Here is a 14,390-nt window from a genome sequence, read left to right as displayed (position 1 = left end):
ACAGCGGATATGAATCGCGAGTCGCCGGCCGGCGCCCCCGCCTGAGCGTGGCGGGCTCCGGCCGACGGCAGACCCCAGCACAGCACAGGACACTGTTCTAAGGGGAAGCCATGACAGCGACGACCGACGGCAGCGCGGAGAGCGCCGGCGCCGGCAGCGAATCCACGCCGGGCGCCCCGCCGCCCGGCCCCGCCGGGGCGGCCGCCCCGCGGACCGAGTACGGGCTCCCGGGTCCGCTCCACCCGGCCGCCCAGGCCGGCCCCGCGCCCGGCGCGGCGCCCTCCCTGCCGGTCGCGGTCACCGAGCGGCCCGCCGCGCCGCCCGACCCGGGCCGGCGAACCGGCCCGCCGGCCGCCTACCGGCCGCCGGGGAAGCCCGGCGCGGGCCGGACGGCCACGGCGGCGGACCTGCCCCGGCCGCCCGACGGCAGCCCGCGCGAGGTGTACGAGGCCACCGCGCGCGCCACCCTGCACCTCCTGGACCGCCAGGACCCCGCGGGCTGGTGGAAGGGCGACCTGGAGACCAACGTCACCATGGACGCCGAGGACCTCCTGCTGCGGCAGTTCCTCGGCATCCGGGACGAGGCCACCACCTACGCCGCCGCCCTCTTCATCCGCGGCGAGCAGCGCGAGGACGGCACCTGGGCCACCTTCCACGGCGGACCGCCCGAACTCTCCGCCACCATCGAGGCCTACGTCGCGCTGCGCCTCGCCGGGGACCCGCCCGACGCCCCGCACATGAGCCGCGCCTCGGCCTGGATCCGGGCCAACGGCGGGATCGCCGCCGCCCGCGTCTTCACGCGGATCTGGCTCGCCCTCTTCGGCTGGTGGAGCTGGGACCACCTGCCCGAACTCCCGCCCGAGCTGGTGTTCCTGCCTCCCTGGGTCCCCCTGAACATCTACGACTTCGGCTGCTGGGCCCGCCAGACGATCGTCCCGCTCACGGTGGTCTCCGCGCTGCGCCCGGTCCGCCCGGCCCCCTTCGCCCTCGACGAGCTCCACACCGACGCGCGGACCCCGTACCCCGCCACCCGTATGGCACCGCTGACCAGTTGGGACGGCGCCTTCCAGCGGATGGACAAGGCGCTGCACGTCTACCGGCGGTTCGCGCCGCGCCGGCTGCGCAAGGCGGCCATGGACACGGCCGCCCGCTGGATCGTCGAGCGCCAGGAGAACGACGGCTGCTGGGGCGGGATCCAGCCGCCCGCCGTGTACTCCGTCATCGCGCTGCACCTGCTCGGCTACGACCTCGGCCATCCGGTGATGCGCGCCGGACTGGAGTCCCTGGACCGCTTCGCGGTGCGGCGCGAGGACGGCGCACGGATGATCGAGGCCTGCCAGTCCCCGGTGTGGGACACCTGCCTCGCCGCGATCGCACTGGCCGACGCGGGCGTGCGCCCCGACCATCCGGCGCTGGTCAAGGCCGCCGACTGGATGCTCGGCGAGGAGATCACCCGCACCGGCGACTGGGCGGTGCGCCGGCCCGGCCTCGCCCCGGGCGGCTGGGCGTTCGAGTTCCACAACGACACCTACCCCGACATCGACGACACCGCCGAGGTCGTCCTCGCCCTGCGCCGCATCAGGCACCCCGACCCGGTGCGGCTCGACGCGGCCATCGCCCGCGGCGTGTCCTGGACCCTCGGCATGCAGTCGAAGGACGGCGCGTGGGGCGCCTTCGACGCCGACAACACCAGCCCCTTGCCCAACAGGCTGCCCTTCTGCGACTTCGGCGAGGTCATCGACCCCCCGTCGGCCGACGTCACCGCCCACGTGGTGGAGATGCTCGCCTTCGAGGGCCGGGCGGGCGACGCCCGGACCCGGCGCGGCATCGCCTGGCTGCTCGACGCACAGGAGCCGGACGGCAGCTGGTTCGGCCGCTGGGGCACCAACTACGTCTACGGCACCGGGTCGGTGGTGCCCGCCCTCACCGCGGCCGGCCTCGCCCCCGGGCACCCCGCGGTCCGGCGCGCCGTGCGCTGGCTGGAATCCGTACAGAACGAGGACGGCGGCTGGGGGGAGGACCAGCGCTCCTACAAGGACCGGTCGTGGGCCGGCAAGGGCGCCTCCACCGCCTCCCAGACCGCCTGGGCGCTCATGGCCCTGCTGGCGGCCGGCGAGCGGGACGGCAAGGCCGTGGAACGCGGCATCGCCCACCTGGTCCGGACCCAGCGGGAGGACGGCTCCTGGGACGAGCCGTACTTCACCGGCACCGGCTTCCCCTGGGACTTCTCCATCAACTACCACCTGTACCGGCAGGTGTTCCCGCTGACGGCGCTCGGCCGCTACCTGTACGGGGAGCCGCCCGCCCCGGCCCGCTCGGCCCCCGGGGGCCCCTGATGCCCGCCTCCGGAGAGGACCGGGCCGCGCAGGCCGGCCCGCTGCTGGTCGCCTGCGCGCTGCGCATCGAGGAGGTGGCGCTGCGCAGCGCCGGGCGGGACCCCCTACGCGGTACGCGCGGCCCCGACCGGGCTCCGGCCGGGGCGTACACCCTGCTGCGCACCGGGATGGGCCCGCGCGCGGCCGAACGCGCCGTCCGCCGGGCCCTGGAGCGGCCCGGGACGGAACGGGCGGCCGTTCTCGCCACCGGGTTCTGCGCCGGGCTCGTCCCCGGCATGAGCCCCGGCGACCTCGTCGTCGCGCAGGAGACCCGCGACCCGCGGGGGACCGTCCCGTGCACCGGGACCGCGCTGCTCGCCGAGGCGCTGGCCCGGGCCGCCCCCGGCCGGACCGTGCACATCGGCCCACTGACCGGCTCCGACCACGTCGTCCGCGGCCAGGAGCGGGCGCAACTGCGCGCCACGGGCGCCGTCGCGGTCGACATGGAGTCCGCGGCGACCCTCTGGGCCGCCGTCCGGGGCGCCGACCGCCCTGTTGCGGCCGTCCGGGTGATCGTGGACGCTCCGGAGCATGAGCTCGTCCGGATCGGCACGGTGCGCGGGGGAATATCGGCCTTCCGTGTTCTGCGTGCCGTACTGCCCGCGTTTTACCAATGGCACCGTTCTTCGCTGCTCCCCAGGAGGTGAGCCAGATGGCCATGCCGCTGCGCCAGACCATCAGGGTCGGGACCTATCTGCTCGAACAGAAGCTTCGCAAGCGTGAGAAGTTCCCGCTGATCGTCGAGCTGGAGCCCCTCTACGCGTGCAACCTGGCCTGCGAGGGGTGCGGGAAGATCCAGCACCCGGCAGGAGTGCTCAAGCAGCGCATGCCGGTGGCCCAGGCGGTAGGCGCCGTACTGGAATCCGGTGCGCCCATGGTGTCCATCGCGGGCGGGGAGCCCTTGATGCACCCGCAGATCCACGAGATCGTGCGGCAGTTGGTGGCACGGCGGAAGTACGTGTTCCTCTGCACCAACGCCATGCTGCTGCGCAAGAAGATCGAGAAGTTCACCCCCTCCCCGTACTTCGCGTTCGCGGTGCACATCGACGGCCTGCGCGAGCGCCACGACGAGTCGGTGGCGAAGGAGGGCGTCTTCGACGAGGCGGTCGAGGCCATCAAGGAGGCGAAGAGGCGCGGATTCCGGGTCACCACGAACTCCACCTTCTTCAACACCGACACCCCGCAGACGATCATCGAGGTGCTCAACTTCCTCAATGACGACCTCCAGGTCGACGAAATGATGATCTCGCCCGCCTATGCCTACGAGAAGGCACCGGACCAGGAACACTTCCTGGGCGTCGACCAGACCCGTGAACTCTTCAGAAAGGCCTTCGCGGGCGGCAACCGGCGGCGCTGGCGGCTCAACCACTCACCGCTCTTCCTGGACTTCCTGGAAGGAAAGGTCGATTTCCCCTGCACGGCCTGGGCCATTCCGAATTACTCCCTCTTCGGCTGGCAGCGCCCCTGCTACCTGATGAGCGACGGCTACGTCCCCACCTACCGGGAACTCGTCGAGGAAACCGACTGGAACAAGTACGGCCGCGGAAAGGACCCGCGCTGCGCGAACTGCATGGCGCACTGCGGCTACGAGCCCACCGCCGTCCTCGCCACCATGGGCTCCCTCAAGGAATCCCTGCGGGCCGCCCGGGAGACGGTCGGAGGCAACCGGGACAGGTCGGCATGAGCCCGGCGGAAGAGGGGCGGGGCGCCGGTTTCGACCTCGGCGCCCTGCTGGCCGCACGCGGGGCGGAGCGGTACGAGCTGCACACCCGCCACCTCAACCACCAACTGCCCCGGATGCTGCGCGCCATCGGCTTCGACAAGGTCTACGAGCGGGCCGAGGGAGCCCACTTCTGGGACGCGGACGGCAACGACTACCTCGACATGCTGGCCGGCTTCGGGGTGATGGGCCTCGGCCGCCACCACCCCGTCGTCCGACGGGCCCTGCACGACGTCCTGGACGCCCAGCTCGCAGACCTCACACGCTTCGACTGCCAGCCGCTGCCCGGACTGCTGGCCGAGAAGCTCCTCTCGTACAGCCCGCACCTGGACCGCGTCTTCTTCGGCAACAGCGGCACCGAGGCGGTAGAGACGGCCCTGAAGTTCGCCCGGTACGCCACCGGGCGGCCCAGGATCCTCTACTGCGACCACGCCTTCCACGGGCTGACGGCCGGCTCGCTCTCGGTCAACGGCGAGGGCGGGTTCCGGGACGGCTTCGCACCGCTGCTGCCCGACACCAAGGTCGCGCTGGGCGACCTGGCAGCCCTGGAGCGCGAGCTGCAGCGCGGCGACGTCGCCGCCTTCGTCGTCGAGCCGATCCAGGGCAAGGGGGTCCTCGCGGCCCCGCCCGGCTTCCTGCGCGCCGCGCAGGAGCTGCTGCACCGGCACAAGGCCCTGCTGATCGCGGACGAGGTGCAGACCGGACTGGGACGCACCGGGGACTTCTACGCGTACCAGCACGAGCCGGGTGTGGAGCCCGACCTGGTGTGCGTGGCCAAGGCGCTGTCGGGCGGCTACGTGCCGGTCGGCGCGACCCTGGGCAAGGACTGGATCTTCAAGAAGGTCTACTCGTCCATGGACCGGGTGCTCGTGCACTCCGCGAGCTTCGGGTCCAACGCGCAGGCGATGGCGGCCGGGCTGGCGGTGCTGTCCGTCATGGAGGACGAGCACCTCGTGGACCGGGCCCGGACGACGGGTGACCTGCTGCGCGGGCGGCTCGCCGCCCTGGTGGACGAGTACGAGCTGCTGCACGAGGTGCGCGGGCGCGGGCTGATGATCGGCATCGAGTTCGGCCGGCCGTCCTCGCTGGGGCTGCGCAGCCGCTGGACGGTGCTGCAGGCGGCCCGCAAGGGCCTTTTCGCGCAGATGGTCGTGGCGCCGCTGCTCCAGAAGCACCGGATCCTCACGCAGGTCTCCGGGGACCACCTGGAGGTGATCAAGCTGATTCCGCCGCTGGTGCTGGACGAGCGGGACGTCGACCGGTTCGTCGGCGCCTTCCGCGAGGTCATGGACGAGGCGCACGGCGGGTCCGCTCTGATGTGGGACTTCGGCAGGACGCTGGTGAAGCAGGCCGTCGCGGCGCGCTGACGGCCTGCCTCCGCGGTGTCCGTCCCCGGTGTCCGTCGCCCGGTACGCGTCCCTCGGCGGGCGGATCAGACCAGCAGCCGGTCCCGGAGCCGGTCGAGGGTCTCGGGCGTCAGCCCGAGGCCCTGCGCCAGGTAGCGGTCCACCCCGCCCCAGACCTGGTCGATGGTGTCGAAGGCGGCGATCAGGTACTCGGCGCGGGCGTCGAAGAGCGGCGCGAGCAGCTCCATCACCTCGGGCGAGCGGGCCTCGGCCGACGCGGAGCTGCGGTGCACCCGGTAGCGGCGGTGCGGGGCGTTGGACTCCAGGTAGTCCGCCACGATCGCCTCGCGCTCGACGCCGACCGCGAGGAGGGTGACGGCGACGGAGAGCCCCGCCCGGTCCTTGCCGGCCGCGCAGTGCAGGAGGGCGGGGACGCTGTCCTCGGCGAGGGCGTGGACGACCCGGCTGTGCTCGGTGGTGCGGTCGCGGATGATCCGGCGGTAGGAGTCCGACATCCGGGCCGCCGCCTTGCCGTCACCCAGGATCGAGCGGAGCTGGTCGAGGTCGCCGTCGCGGACCAGCCGCCAGAACTCCCGGCCGTCCGCCGGGTCCGAGAGCGGGATGTTGACGTTCCGTACGCCGGGCAGTTCGACGTCCGGGCCCTCCAGGGCGTGATCGGCGCCGTTGCGGAAGTCGAAGACGGTGTGGAGACCGAGCGAAGTGAGGAACTCTGCATCAGTTTCGGTGGCATGTGCGAGATGTCCGCTTCGGAAGAGTCGTCCCGTCCCGACCGTTCGTCCATCAGAAGTCGGCAATCCGCCCACATCGCGGAAATTGCGCACTCCGGTCAGCTCCGGCTCCTGTATCTGCTGGGTCAAGGGAACTCCTCCGCCTCTCGTGGGGGCTCTGTCCGAATTGAGCTACTTGGCGCCAACTTGCAATAACCGGAGGCGAGATCGGGCACGTCCCCGTGAGCCAGATCATACGGTGACCGTGAGTGCCTGATCGCCGAGGCCGAATGGCCCGGTGGGGACGGCTGTTGGCGGAGCGGAATGGACAGAGGGTGACCGGAATTCCGGCGGTCCCTCATACCTGTGAATCCGTCAGGGAATTCGCAGCTTGTTCGGCGTGCCCGCAAGGGATTACCTTCGCGATCGATCCGGGTGGATCGCCGAATCCTGCCGCCGCCCGGAAACCGCACCCGAACCATTTCGCGCGGCAGGAGCGGGGGAACCAGGTAAGCCGCTGTTCCGGAGATCTTTCCTCCGGTACGGCTCGGGGTGAAGCCGTTCATGTCCCGTGCATGTACGGCCGGACATCTCCAGTCCGAACCCGACAGCTCACCTCGCAGGCGCCGGAGAGGAATGCGCCATGCCTGCAAAGGGTAAGCACCGCCGTCCCAAGTCCCTTTCCATTTCCCGCGGATTCGCGGTCGCAGGCACCGGCGGCGCGGCCCTCGCCCTGCCGCTGATGGGTGCCGCCGGCGCCAACGCGGCCGGCGCCCCGGCGGCGGCCCCCGCCGTCGTACCCGCGGTGGCCCCGCAGGCCCCTGCCGCCCTCCAGGCCGCGCCCGCCGCTCCCGCGGCCGCCGTGCAGGCCGCGCCGACCGTCTACACGGTCGTCCCCGGCGACTGCCTCTCCGAGATCGCCGCGGAGCGCAACCTCTCCGGCGGCTGGCAGCAGCTGTACGCCGACAACCGCGAGGCGGTCGGCACCAACCCGTCGCTGATCCACCCCGGCCTGAAGCTGACCCTCGGCGGCCGCGGTGAAGCCGCCGCACCGGTCGACGCCGTCCCCGCCCCGCGCACCGCCCCCCAGGCCGCGCCGAAGGCGGCCCCGAAGGCGGCGAAGCCGGCCGGCCGCCCCGCCGCCCCGCAGGCGCGGCAGGACTCCGCCCCTGCGGCCCCGGCCCCCGCCGCGCAGCCCGCCGCCTCCGGCTTCGTGGCCCCGGTCAGCGGCGGCGTCTCCACCCAGTACAAGGTCGCGGGCGCCATGTGGTCATCCGGCTACCACACCGGCGTCGACTTCATCGCCCCCATGGGCACCACCGTCAGGGCCGTCGGCGCCGGCACCGTCGTCTCCGCCGGCTGGAGCGGCTCGTACGGCAACGAGGTCGTCATCCGGCACGCGGACGGCAAGTACTCCCAGTACGCCCACCTCTCCCAGCTCTCGGTCTCCTCCGGCCAGAGCGTCACCTCCGGCCAGAGCATCGGCCTCTCCGGCTCCACGGGCAACTCGACCGGCCCGCACCTGCACTTCGAGATCCGTACGAGCCCGTCCTACGGCTCGGACATGGACCCCATCGCCTACCTCCGCTCGAAGGGCGCCAGCCTCTGACGGCACCCGCCGACGGAGCACCGACACGCGTGAGGCCGGGACCCGAGGGGGGTCCCGGCCTCACGTGTACTTATTCCTTATGCCCGGCGTGGTAGAGATCACGGCCCGTCAACCCCTCATTACGTTGGCGTAGGTTGCTTGCGGGAGTGAAGGATGGGTTCTCGTGGCAGCGACGACGACGAAACTCAAGACCATCGGCTCGTACGCGGCGATCGGGGACAGCTTCACAGAGGGCGTGGGGGACCCGGGGCCTGGGGATTCTTTTCTCGGCTGGGCGGACCGGCTCGCCGTGCTCCTGGCCGATCAGCGCGACGAGCACGACTTCCGGTACGCGAACCTCGCGGTGCGCGGCAAGCTCCTCGACCAGATCGTGGCGGACCAGGTGCCGAGGGCCAAGGCCCTCGCCCCGGACCTGGTCACCTTCTGCGCGGGCGGCAACGACATCATCCGGCCCGGCAGCGACCCGGACGACGTGGCGGAACGGTTCGAGGCGGCCGTGGCCGACCTCACCGGAGCCGTCGGCCGCGTCATGATCACCACCGGCTTCGACACCCGGGGAGTGCCCGTCCTCAAACACCTCCGCGGCAAGGTCGCGACGTACAGCGCGCACGTGCGCGCCATCGCCGACCGCTACGACTGCCCGGTCCTCGACCTCTGGTCGCTGAAGTCCGTACAGGACCGGCGCGCCTGGGACGCGGACCGGCTGCACCTCTCGCCCGAGGGACACACCCGCGTCGCACTGCGCGCCGCGCAGGTCCTCGGCCTGGAGGTGCCCGCCGACCCCGACCAGCCGTGGCCGCAGCTGCGCCCGCGCGGCTCGGTGGACGTGACCCGCGACAACATCCAGTGGGCCCGCGAGTACCTGGTGCCGTGGATCGGCCGCCGGCTGCGCGGCGAGTCCTCCGGAGATCACGTCGAGGCCAAGCGGCCGGACCTCCTGCCGCTCTAGGGTCTGTATCGAGTTGCCCCGCGGCGTCGCGACGCCCGGCACGCACCCTCGGCGCACGAGCCACATGCCCTAGTAGCTCCGCTACGAGGACATTCGTCCCGCACGCCGAGGGCACGCACCGAACGCCGCTCCTTGCTCCACGGGGCCACTCGATACAGACCCTAGTGCCGCGTCAGGCGACGTTCGCCCCGTCGCGGCGTCCGGCACGCACTCTTGCCACACCGGCCGAAAGCCACGTACGTCCCGTACGAGCGCTCCCGGCCGGCACGCCGAGAGCACGCACCGGACGCCGCTCCTGACGGGCAAACGTCGCCTGACGCGGCACTGGCCAGCTCCTGTCGTCAAGGTCCCGCCGGGCCCGCGGCGCCCGCACCGCACCTCGCCGCGTGGTCGGGGCGCCCCCGTACGTCCGGTACGCGGGCGCCCCTCCGCCTTGCGCTGCACGGCGCCGGACACCGCGGGCCTCACCGGCGCTCCTTCGACGACAGGACCCAGCGGCAGGACACCGACACGAGGGGGCGGGAGCGGCAGGCGGAATCCTTCGGGGCCGGTGTGCGTTTGCATGGTCGTGGCCACACGACCGCACCGACCCCACCCCTCCCTGGAGGCGCTTTGACCGGCTCCCGTCCCCTCCGTCCGCGGCTGCGCGCCCTGCGGCCCGAAGCCTTCGGCGCGGACCCGTCCGGCGCCCGGCTGGAGCGGATCCGCCGCTCGCCGAACTTCGCCGACGGGGTCTTCCAGAACCCGGTCGGGGCCCGGAACAGGCCGTCGGGGTCGATGGCGGAGTTCGCGAAGATCTACTTCCACCGCGAGCAGCGGATCCGGCGCAGCCCGGGGTCTGCGATCCCGGTGCACCCGACCACCCTCGCGGACCTGGCGAAGCCGCCGGTGAGCGGCCTGCGTCTTACCTGGATGGGGCACTCCAGCGTGCTCGCGGAGATCGACGGGCACCGGGTGCTGTTCGACCCGGTGTGGGGCGAGCGCTGCTCCCCCTTCCCCTTCGCCGGCCCCAAGCGGCTGCACCCGGTCCCGGTCCCGCTGGCCGCGCTGGGCGAGGTCGACGTCGTCGTCATCTCTCACGACCACTACGACCACCTCGACCTGCCGACGATCAAGGCACTGGCCGGTACGGACACGGTCTTCGCCGTCCCGCTCGGAGTCGGCGCGCACCTGGAGCGCTGGGGCGTGCCGGCCGACCGGCTGCGCGAGCTCGACTGGAACGAATCCACCAAGATCGCCGGACTGTCCCTCACGGCGACCCCCGCACGGCACTTCTGCGGCCGCGGCCTGCGCAACCAGCAGCACACCCTGTGGGCCTCCTGGGTGGTCGCGGGCGACGAGCACCGGATCTACCACAGCGGGGACACCGGCTATTTCCCCGGCTTCGCGGAGATCGGCGCCGCGCACGGCCCCTTCGACGCCACGATGATCCAGATCGGGGCGTATTCGGAGTACTGGCCCGACATCCACATGACCCCCGAGGAGGGCATGCGCGCCCACCTCGACCTCCAGGGCGGCGCCGCGCACGGCACGATGCTGCCGATCCACTGGGGCACCTTCAACCTGGCCCTGCACCCGTGGGAGGAGCCCGGCGAGGGCACCCTGGCAGCCGCCCAGGGGGCCGGAGCGGCCGTGGCACTCCCGATCCCGGGCCGGCCGTTCGAGCCTGGAACCGAGGGCGCGCCCGCCGAACCGTGGTGGCGCCCGTTCGTGGCCGGGGTGACGACGGCCGGACCCGTCGACGGGCCCGCGGCCGTGCCCGCGCACGAGGCCGGCGGGGCAGCGGCGACAGCGGCCCGCGTGGCGTCGGCGGCGGTCGGCGGTCAGGAGAAGCCGGAGTCCGTCGGCTCCTAGGGTCTGTATCGAGTTGCCCCGTGGAGCGAGCGGCGTTCGGTGCCGAGGGTGCGTGCCGGGCGCCGCGACGCCGCGGGGCAACTCGACACAGTGGCTCTCGTGCTCCGCCGGCAGGAGCCTGCCGGCGGAGCAGGGCCGGGGCTTGCGCGTCCAGGCCCGCAGATGCGGTGCGTCCGGCCGACGTGTGGAATGGGAAGAGAGGCCGTGGGGCGGGGACGGCGCCGCCGGGCCGCTCGGTCCTCCCCACCCGTGCCAGAGGCCATAGAGACCGACCGGGAGGCCAGCCGTGGCGCCACCTGCGACACCGACACGACGCCGCGCGAGCAGGGGTTGGGGATCCCTCGCCGCGTTCCTCGCCGTGACCTACGGGGTCGCGGCCGTGGGCGCGCTCGTCTCCCTCGACGCGGACGCGGTCTACCAGTCCCTACGGCGTCCCGCCTGGGCTCCACCAGCCTGGCTCTTCGGCCCCGTCTGGACCATCCTCTACGCCACCATCGCCATCGCGGCATGGCTGGTGTGGCGCCATCCGGATCGCCCGCGGGTGCGGCGCGCCCTCACCTGGTGGTCCGTACAGCTCGCCCTCAACCTGGCCTGGACCCCCCTGTTCTTCGGCGCCCGCGAGTACGGACTCGCCCTGCTGGACATCGCCCTGCTGCTGGCGGCGCTCGGCGTCACCCTGGTCCGCTTCTACCGCCTGAACCGTACGGCCGCGTTCCTGCTCGTCCCCTACCTGCTGTGGGTGGCGTTCGCGACCGCCCTCAACGCTGCCGTCTGGCAGCTCAACGGGTAGCGCGGGCACCGCGGACGGAGCGGGTCGCCCAGCGGTCTATGCTGTCCCGCCCTCGTCCGGGTGCGCCGGCCGGCGCCGTTCGGGCGCCGGGAGGGGCGGCGCCGGCGGCCGCAGCGTGCTGACCGGCGCATTTCGGGCTGCTGTGCGAGCGCTCCACCGGGAGCGGGAAGCACCCCCGCGAAGTTCGCCAACTGGCAGCCCGCGGCGGGATGGTGGGGTCTAGCGTGGGTATTCGGTGATCAACACCGGGCCCCGGGAACGCTGGGGGCCGGGCCCCACGTACCGAGGACGCCGATGTCCGGACCCCGCGCCGCCCGCCACGCCCCGTCGAGACACGCCGTCACCGGTCCCGCCCGGCAGATACGCCCCCAGCTGGTACGAGCCGCCCTCCTGCCCACGCTCGCCGCCGCGCTCAGCGGCGCCGCCGCGGTGATCTTCACCCTCCAGCTCGGCGGCGGGGCCGGCGACCGCGACGCCCGGCTCTGGCCGGTGCTCACCGGCTGCGCCCTGCTCGTGGTCGGCGCCCTGGCCGCCGCCCTGCTCGGCGCGCAGCGCGCGGCCAAGGCCGTACGCGACCGGTGCGAGGCGCTGCGCCGCTCCAGCGTGCGCGGACGCCAGGAGCTGCGGACGGCTGCCGAACGGCTGGAGCGGGGCGAGACCCCGCCGCGGCCGGTCCGGGGCGGGCCGAACGCCCCGCTCACCGGCGCGGACCCGGCCGGCGTGGACGAGTTCTGGCTGCTCTCCCAGGAGCTGCGCGGTGCCCGCGAACAGGCCCACACGGCCCTCGTACGGCTCGCCGGACCGGTCACCCCGTCCGACAGCGAGCGCAAGGTCGAGGTCTTCGTCAACCTCGCGCGCCGGCTCCAGTCCCTCGTCCACCGCGAGATCTCGTTGCTGGACGACCTGGAGGACACGGTCGAGGACCCCGACCTGCTCAAGGAGCTCTTCCACGTCGACCACCTCGCCACCCGGATCCGCCGCCACGCCGAGAACCTCGCGGTGCTGGGCGGTGCGGCGTCCCGCCGCCAGTGGACCCGGCCGATCGACCTGAGCGAGGTGCTCCGCTCCTCGGTGGCGGAGGTCGAGCAGTACACCCGGGTCAAGGTCGTGCCGCCGGCGGGCGGCAGCGTACGCGGACACGCCGTCGCGGACGTCGTGCACCTGCTGGCCGAACTCGTCGAGAACGCCACGGTGTTCTCCCCACCCGACACGGACGTGGTGCTGCGGGCCGAGCGGGTCACCGCCGGGATCGCGGTCGAGGTGGAGGACCGGGGACTGGGCATGCCGGCCGAGGAGCAGCACCGGATGAACGCCCTGCTCGGCGACCCCGACCAGGTCAGCGTCCGGAGCCTGCTCGCGGACGGGCGGATCGGCTTGTACGTCGTCTCGGCGCTGGCGCGCCGGCACGGGATCGCCGTCGAGCTCAAGTCGAACATCTACGGCGGTGTCCTCGCTGTGCTGGTGCTGCCGCAGGAGCTGCTGGGCGCGGAGGCGGCCGAGGGCTCGCGGGTGACGCCGCCGCTGGAGCCGGCGCGCGTGCCGATGCCGGTGCCGATGCCGGCGGTGCCGATGCCGCGCAGGGTGGAAGCCCCGCCCACCATCCCCGCCCCCCGCCCCGAGCCCCACCCGGGGCCGGCCGCGCCGACGGGGGACGCCTGGACCGTACCCGGCGGCGAGCCGCAGCCGGCGTCCGGCCCGAGCCCCGATCCCGAGCCGGGGGCGGAGCCGCACTCCGGGCGCACGGCGACAGGATGGCGGGCCCCTGCGCCGGGCCCGTCGGGCGCCCCCGCCACCGGGCAGGATGCCCGACCAGGAGCTGCGACCGAGCCCAGGGCGTGGACGCAGGCTGCACCCCCAGCCGGATGGCCCGCCGAGCGGCAGCCCGCTCCGGCGGCGGCGTCGTGGGCCGTGGCCGACGCCGGGCCGTCGGCAGAGCCCCGGACCGGCCCGGCGGCCGAGTTCGAGGCCGGGCCGCAGGGTGTGCCTGCGGGCGGACGGCTCGCCGGGCGGGGGCCCGCTGCCGAGGCGGCAGAGTGGGCCGCACCCAGCGCCGCGCCGGCGGCCGCGGGCGGATGGACGGTCGGACGGGACGGCTTCGAGGCGGCAGCGCGGGGCCGGCTCGGCGACGAGCCGTCGGGCGGGCCCGCGGCCGGGTCGGAGGATACGCCGAGGGGCGGATGGACGGCCGGGCAGGGGATCGAATCGGCGGCGGTGTGGGCCGGAGCAGGCGGGCGGCCGGAGGGTGAGCCCGGGGGCGGGCACGGGCTCGCATCGGAGGACGGGGACGGGGACAGGGACGGGGACGGAGACGGAGACGGGGACGAGGGCCTCGCGGGTGAGAGGCCGGTGTTGCCGCGGCGTCGGGCCCAGTCGCACCTCGCGCCCCAACTGCGCGACGCACCCGCGCCGCGACCCTCCGCCGACACCGAGCAACCCGTACACGACCCCGGCCTCATGGCCGCCTTCCAGCGGGGCTTCGGCCTCGCGCAGTCGGAGAACCAGGCATGACGAAGGAGCGCATCACCATGGGCGGCGAAGTGGCGACGAAGACCGGCAGCCGGCTCTCGGATCTCGACTGGCTGCTCAGCGGCCTGGTCCAACGCGTGCCGTACACCCGCAGCGCCGTACTGCTCACCGCCGATGGGCTCGTGAGCTGCGTACACGGCCTGGACCCCGACAGCGCCGACCACCTGGCGGCCCTCGCCTCCGGCCTCTACTCCCTCGGCCGCAGCGCCGGCGCCCGCTTCGGCGACGGCGCCGAGGTACGGCAGGTCGTCGTAGAGCTCGACTCCGCGCTCGTCTTCGTGTCCGCCGCCGGATCCGGCACCTGCCTGGCCGTGCTCGCCGACCGGGAGGCCGACGCCGGCGTGCTCGGCTACGAGATGGCGATGCTGGTCAAGCGCGTCCGGCCGTACCTCTCCGCCGCACCCCGGCGGCCCGCCGCGAACGTGGAGCGATGAGGGCCCACGGCAGGGGGGCGCACGGGGGGTACGGGGCGCACGGCGCCTACGGGAAGGGG

The 14,390-nt window shown here is 73.6% G+C and carries 11 protein-coding genes and 1 riboswitch; of the genes, 10 read left to right on the top strand and 1 reads right to left on the bottom strand.

Annotation, left to right across the window (positions count from 1 at the left end; genetic code table 11):
• Positions 1 to 110: 110 nt before the first annotated feature.
• The 4 genes from shc to ACFWFZ_RS14335 are packed head-to-tail and all read left to right on the top strand — an operon-like array spanning position 111 to position 5,462.
• Entirely contained in the window at positions 111 to 2,336 is a 2,226-nt protein-coding gene (gene shc, locus ACFWFZ_RS14350; protein ID WP_387121653.1) for a squalene--hopene cyclase, read from the top strand.
• Positions 2,336 to 3,022 (top strand): 1-hydroxy-2-methyl-2-butenyl 4-diphosphate reductase, encoded by a 687-nt coding sequence (locus ACFWFZ_RS14345; protein ID WP_387121650.1) that lies wholly within the window; start codon positions 2,336 to 2,338, stop codon positions 3,020 to 3,022. Before shc ends, ACFWFZ_RS14345 begins: the two co-directional genes overlap by 1 nt.
• Positions 3,023 to 3,027: 5 nt before the next feature.
• The gene (hpnH, locus tag ACFWFZ_RS14340; RefSeq protein ID WP_387121647.1) at positions 3,028 to 4,059 is read left to right on the top strand and encodes an adenosyl-hopene transferase HpnH; all 1,032 of its coding nucleotides are present in this window, start codon (positions 3,028 to 3,030) and stop codon (positions 4,057 to 4,059) included.
• Positions 4,056 to 5,462, top strand: coding sequence for an aspartate aminotransferase family protein (locus tag ACFWFZ_RS14335; RefSeq protein ID WP_387121644.1), 1,407 nt, complete (start codon positions 4,056 to 4,058; stop codon positions 5,460 to 5,462). Before hpnH ends, ACFWFZ_RS14335 begins: the two co-directional genes overlap by 4 nt.
• 65 nt (positions 5,463 to 5,527) lie before the next feature.
• Here the strand turns inward: ACFWFZ_RS14335 and ACFWFZ_RS14330 are convergent, their stop codons facing one another.
• Positions 5,528 to 6,319: a tyrosine-protein phosphatase gene (locus ACFWFZ_RS14330; RefSeq protein ID WP_387121641.1), complete on the bottom strand. Its 792-nt coding sequence runs from the start codon at positions 6,317 to 6,319 to the stop codon at positions 5,528 to 5,530.
• 281 nt (positions 6,320 to 6,600) lie between these two features.
• Positions 6,601 to 6,808, top strand: a riboswitch (cyclic di-AMP (ydaO/yuaA leader).
• Between the two features lie 4 nt (positions 6,809 to 6,812).
• Here ACFWFZ_RS14330 and ACFWFZ_RS14325 point away from each other — a divergent pair.
• The 6 genes from ACFWFZ_RS14325 to ACFWFZ_RS14300 all read left to right on the top strand — a co-directional run bounded on the left by ACFWFZ_RS14325 (position 6,813) and on the right by ACFWFZ_RS14300 (position 14,331).
• Complete coding sequence (locus ACFWFZ_RS14325) at positions 6,813 to 7,778, top strand: LysM peptidoglycan-binding domain-containing M23 family metallopeptidase (RefSeq protein WP_387121638.1); 966 nt, start codon at positions 6,813 to 6,815, stop codon at positions 7,776 to 7,778.
• 163 nt (positions 7,779 to 7,941) lie between these two features.
• The gene (locus tag ACFWFZ_RS14320; protein ID WP_387121635.1) at positions 7,942 to 8,727 is read left to right on the top strand and encodes an SGNH/GDSL hydrolase family protein; all 786 of its coding nucleotides are present in this window, start codon (positions 7,942 to 7,944) and stop codon (positions 8,725 to 8,727) included.
• A 612-nt stretch (positions 8,728 to 9,339) separates the two neighbouring features.
• A complete protein-coding gene (locus tag ACFWFZ_RS14315; protein ID WP_387121632.1) occupies positions 9,340 to 10,581 on the top strand; it encodes an MBL fold metallo-hydrolase in 1,242 nt (413 codons plus the stop codon).
• Positions 10,582 to 10,939: 358 nt separating this feature from the next.
• Positions 10,940 to 11,371, top strand: coding sequence for a TspO/MBR family protein (locus ACFWFZ_RS14310; protein ID WP_387121629.1), 432 nt, complete (start codon positions 10,940 to 10,942; stop codon positions 11,369 to 11,371).
• Between the two features lie 294 nt (positions 11,372 to 11,665).
• The gene (locus tag ACFWFZ_RS14305) at positions 11,666 to 13,879 is read left to right on the top strand and encodes an ATP-binding protein (protein ID WP_387121625.1); all 2,214 of its coding nucleotides are present in this window, start codon (positions 11,666 to 11,668) and stop codon (positions 13,877 to 13,879) included.
• Complete coding sequence (locus ACFWFZ_RS14300) at positions 13,876 to 14,331, top strand: roadblock/LC7 domain-containing protein (protein ID WP_387121621.1); 456 nt, start codon at positions 13,876 to 13,878, stop codon at positions 14,329 to 14,331. The genes ACFWFZ_RS14305 and ACFWFZ_RS14300 overlap by 4 nt, the downstream gene beginning before the upstream one ends.
• The last annotated feature ends 59 nt before the right edge of the window (positions 14,332 to 14,390 follow it).

It is taken from the genome of Streptomyces sp. NPDC060232, assembly GCF_042726555.1.
GTDB lineage: Bacteria > Actinomycetota > Actinomycetes > Streptomycetales > Streptomycetaceae > Streptomyces.
Note: the sequence above shows the minus strand (reverse complement) of the source record. Positions and strands in the feature narration are given on the sequence as shown.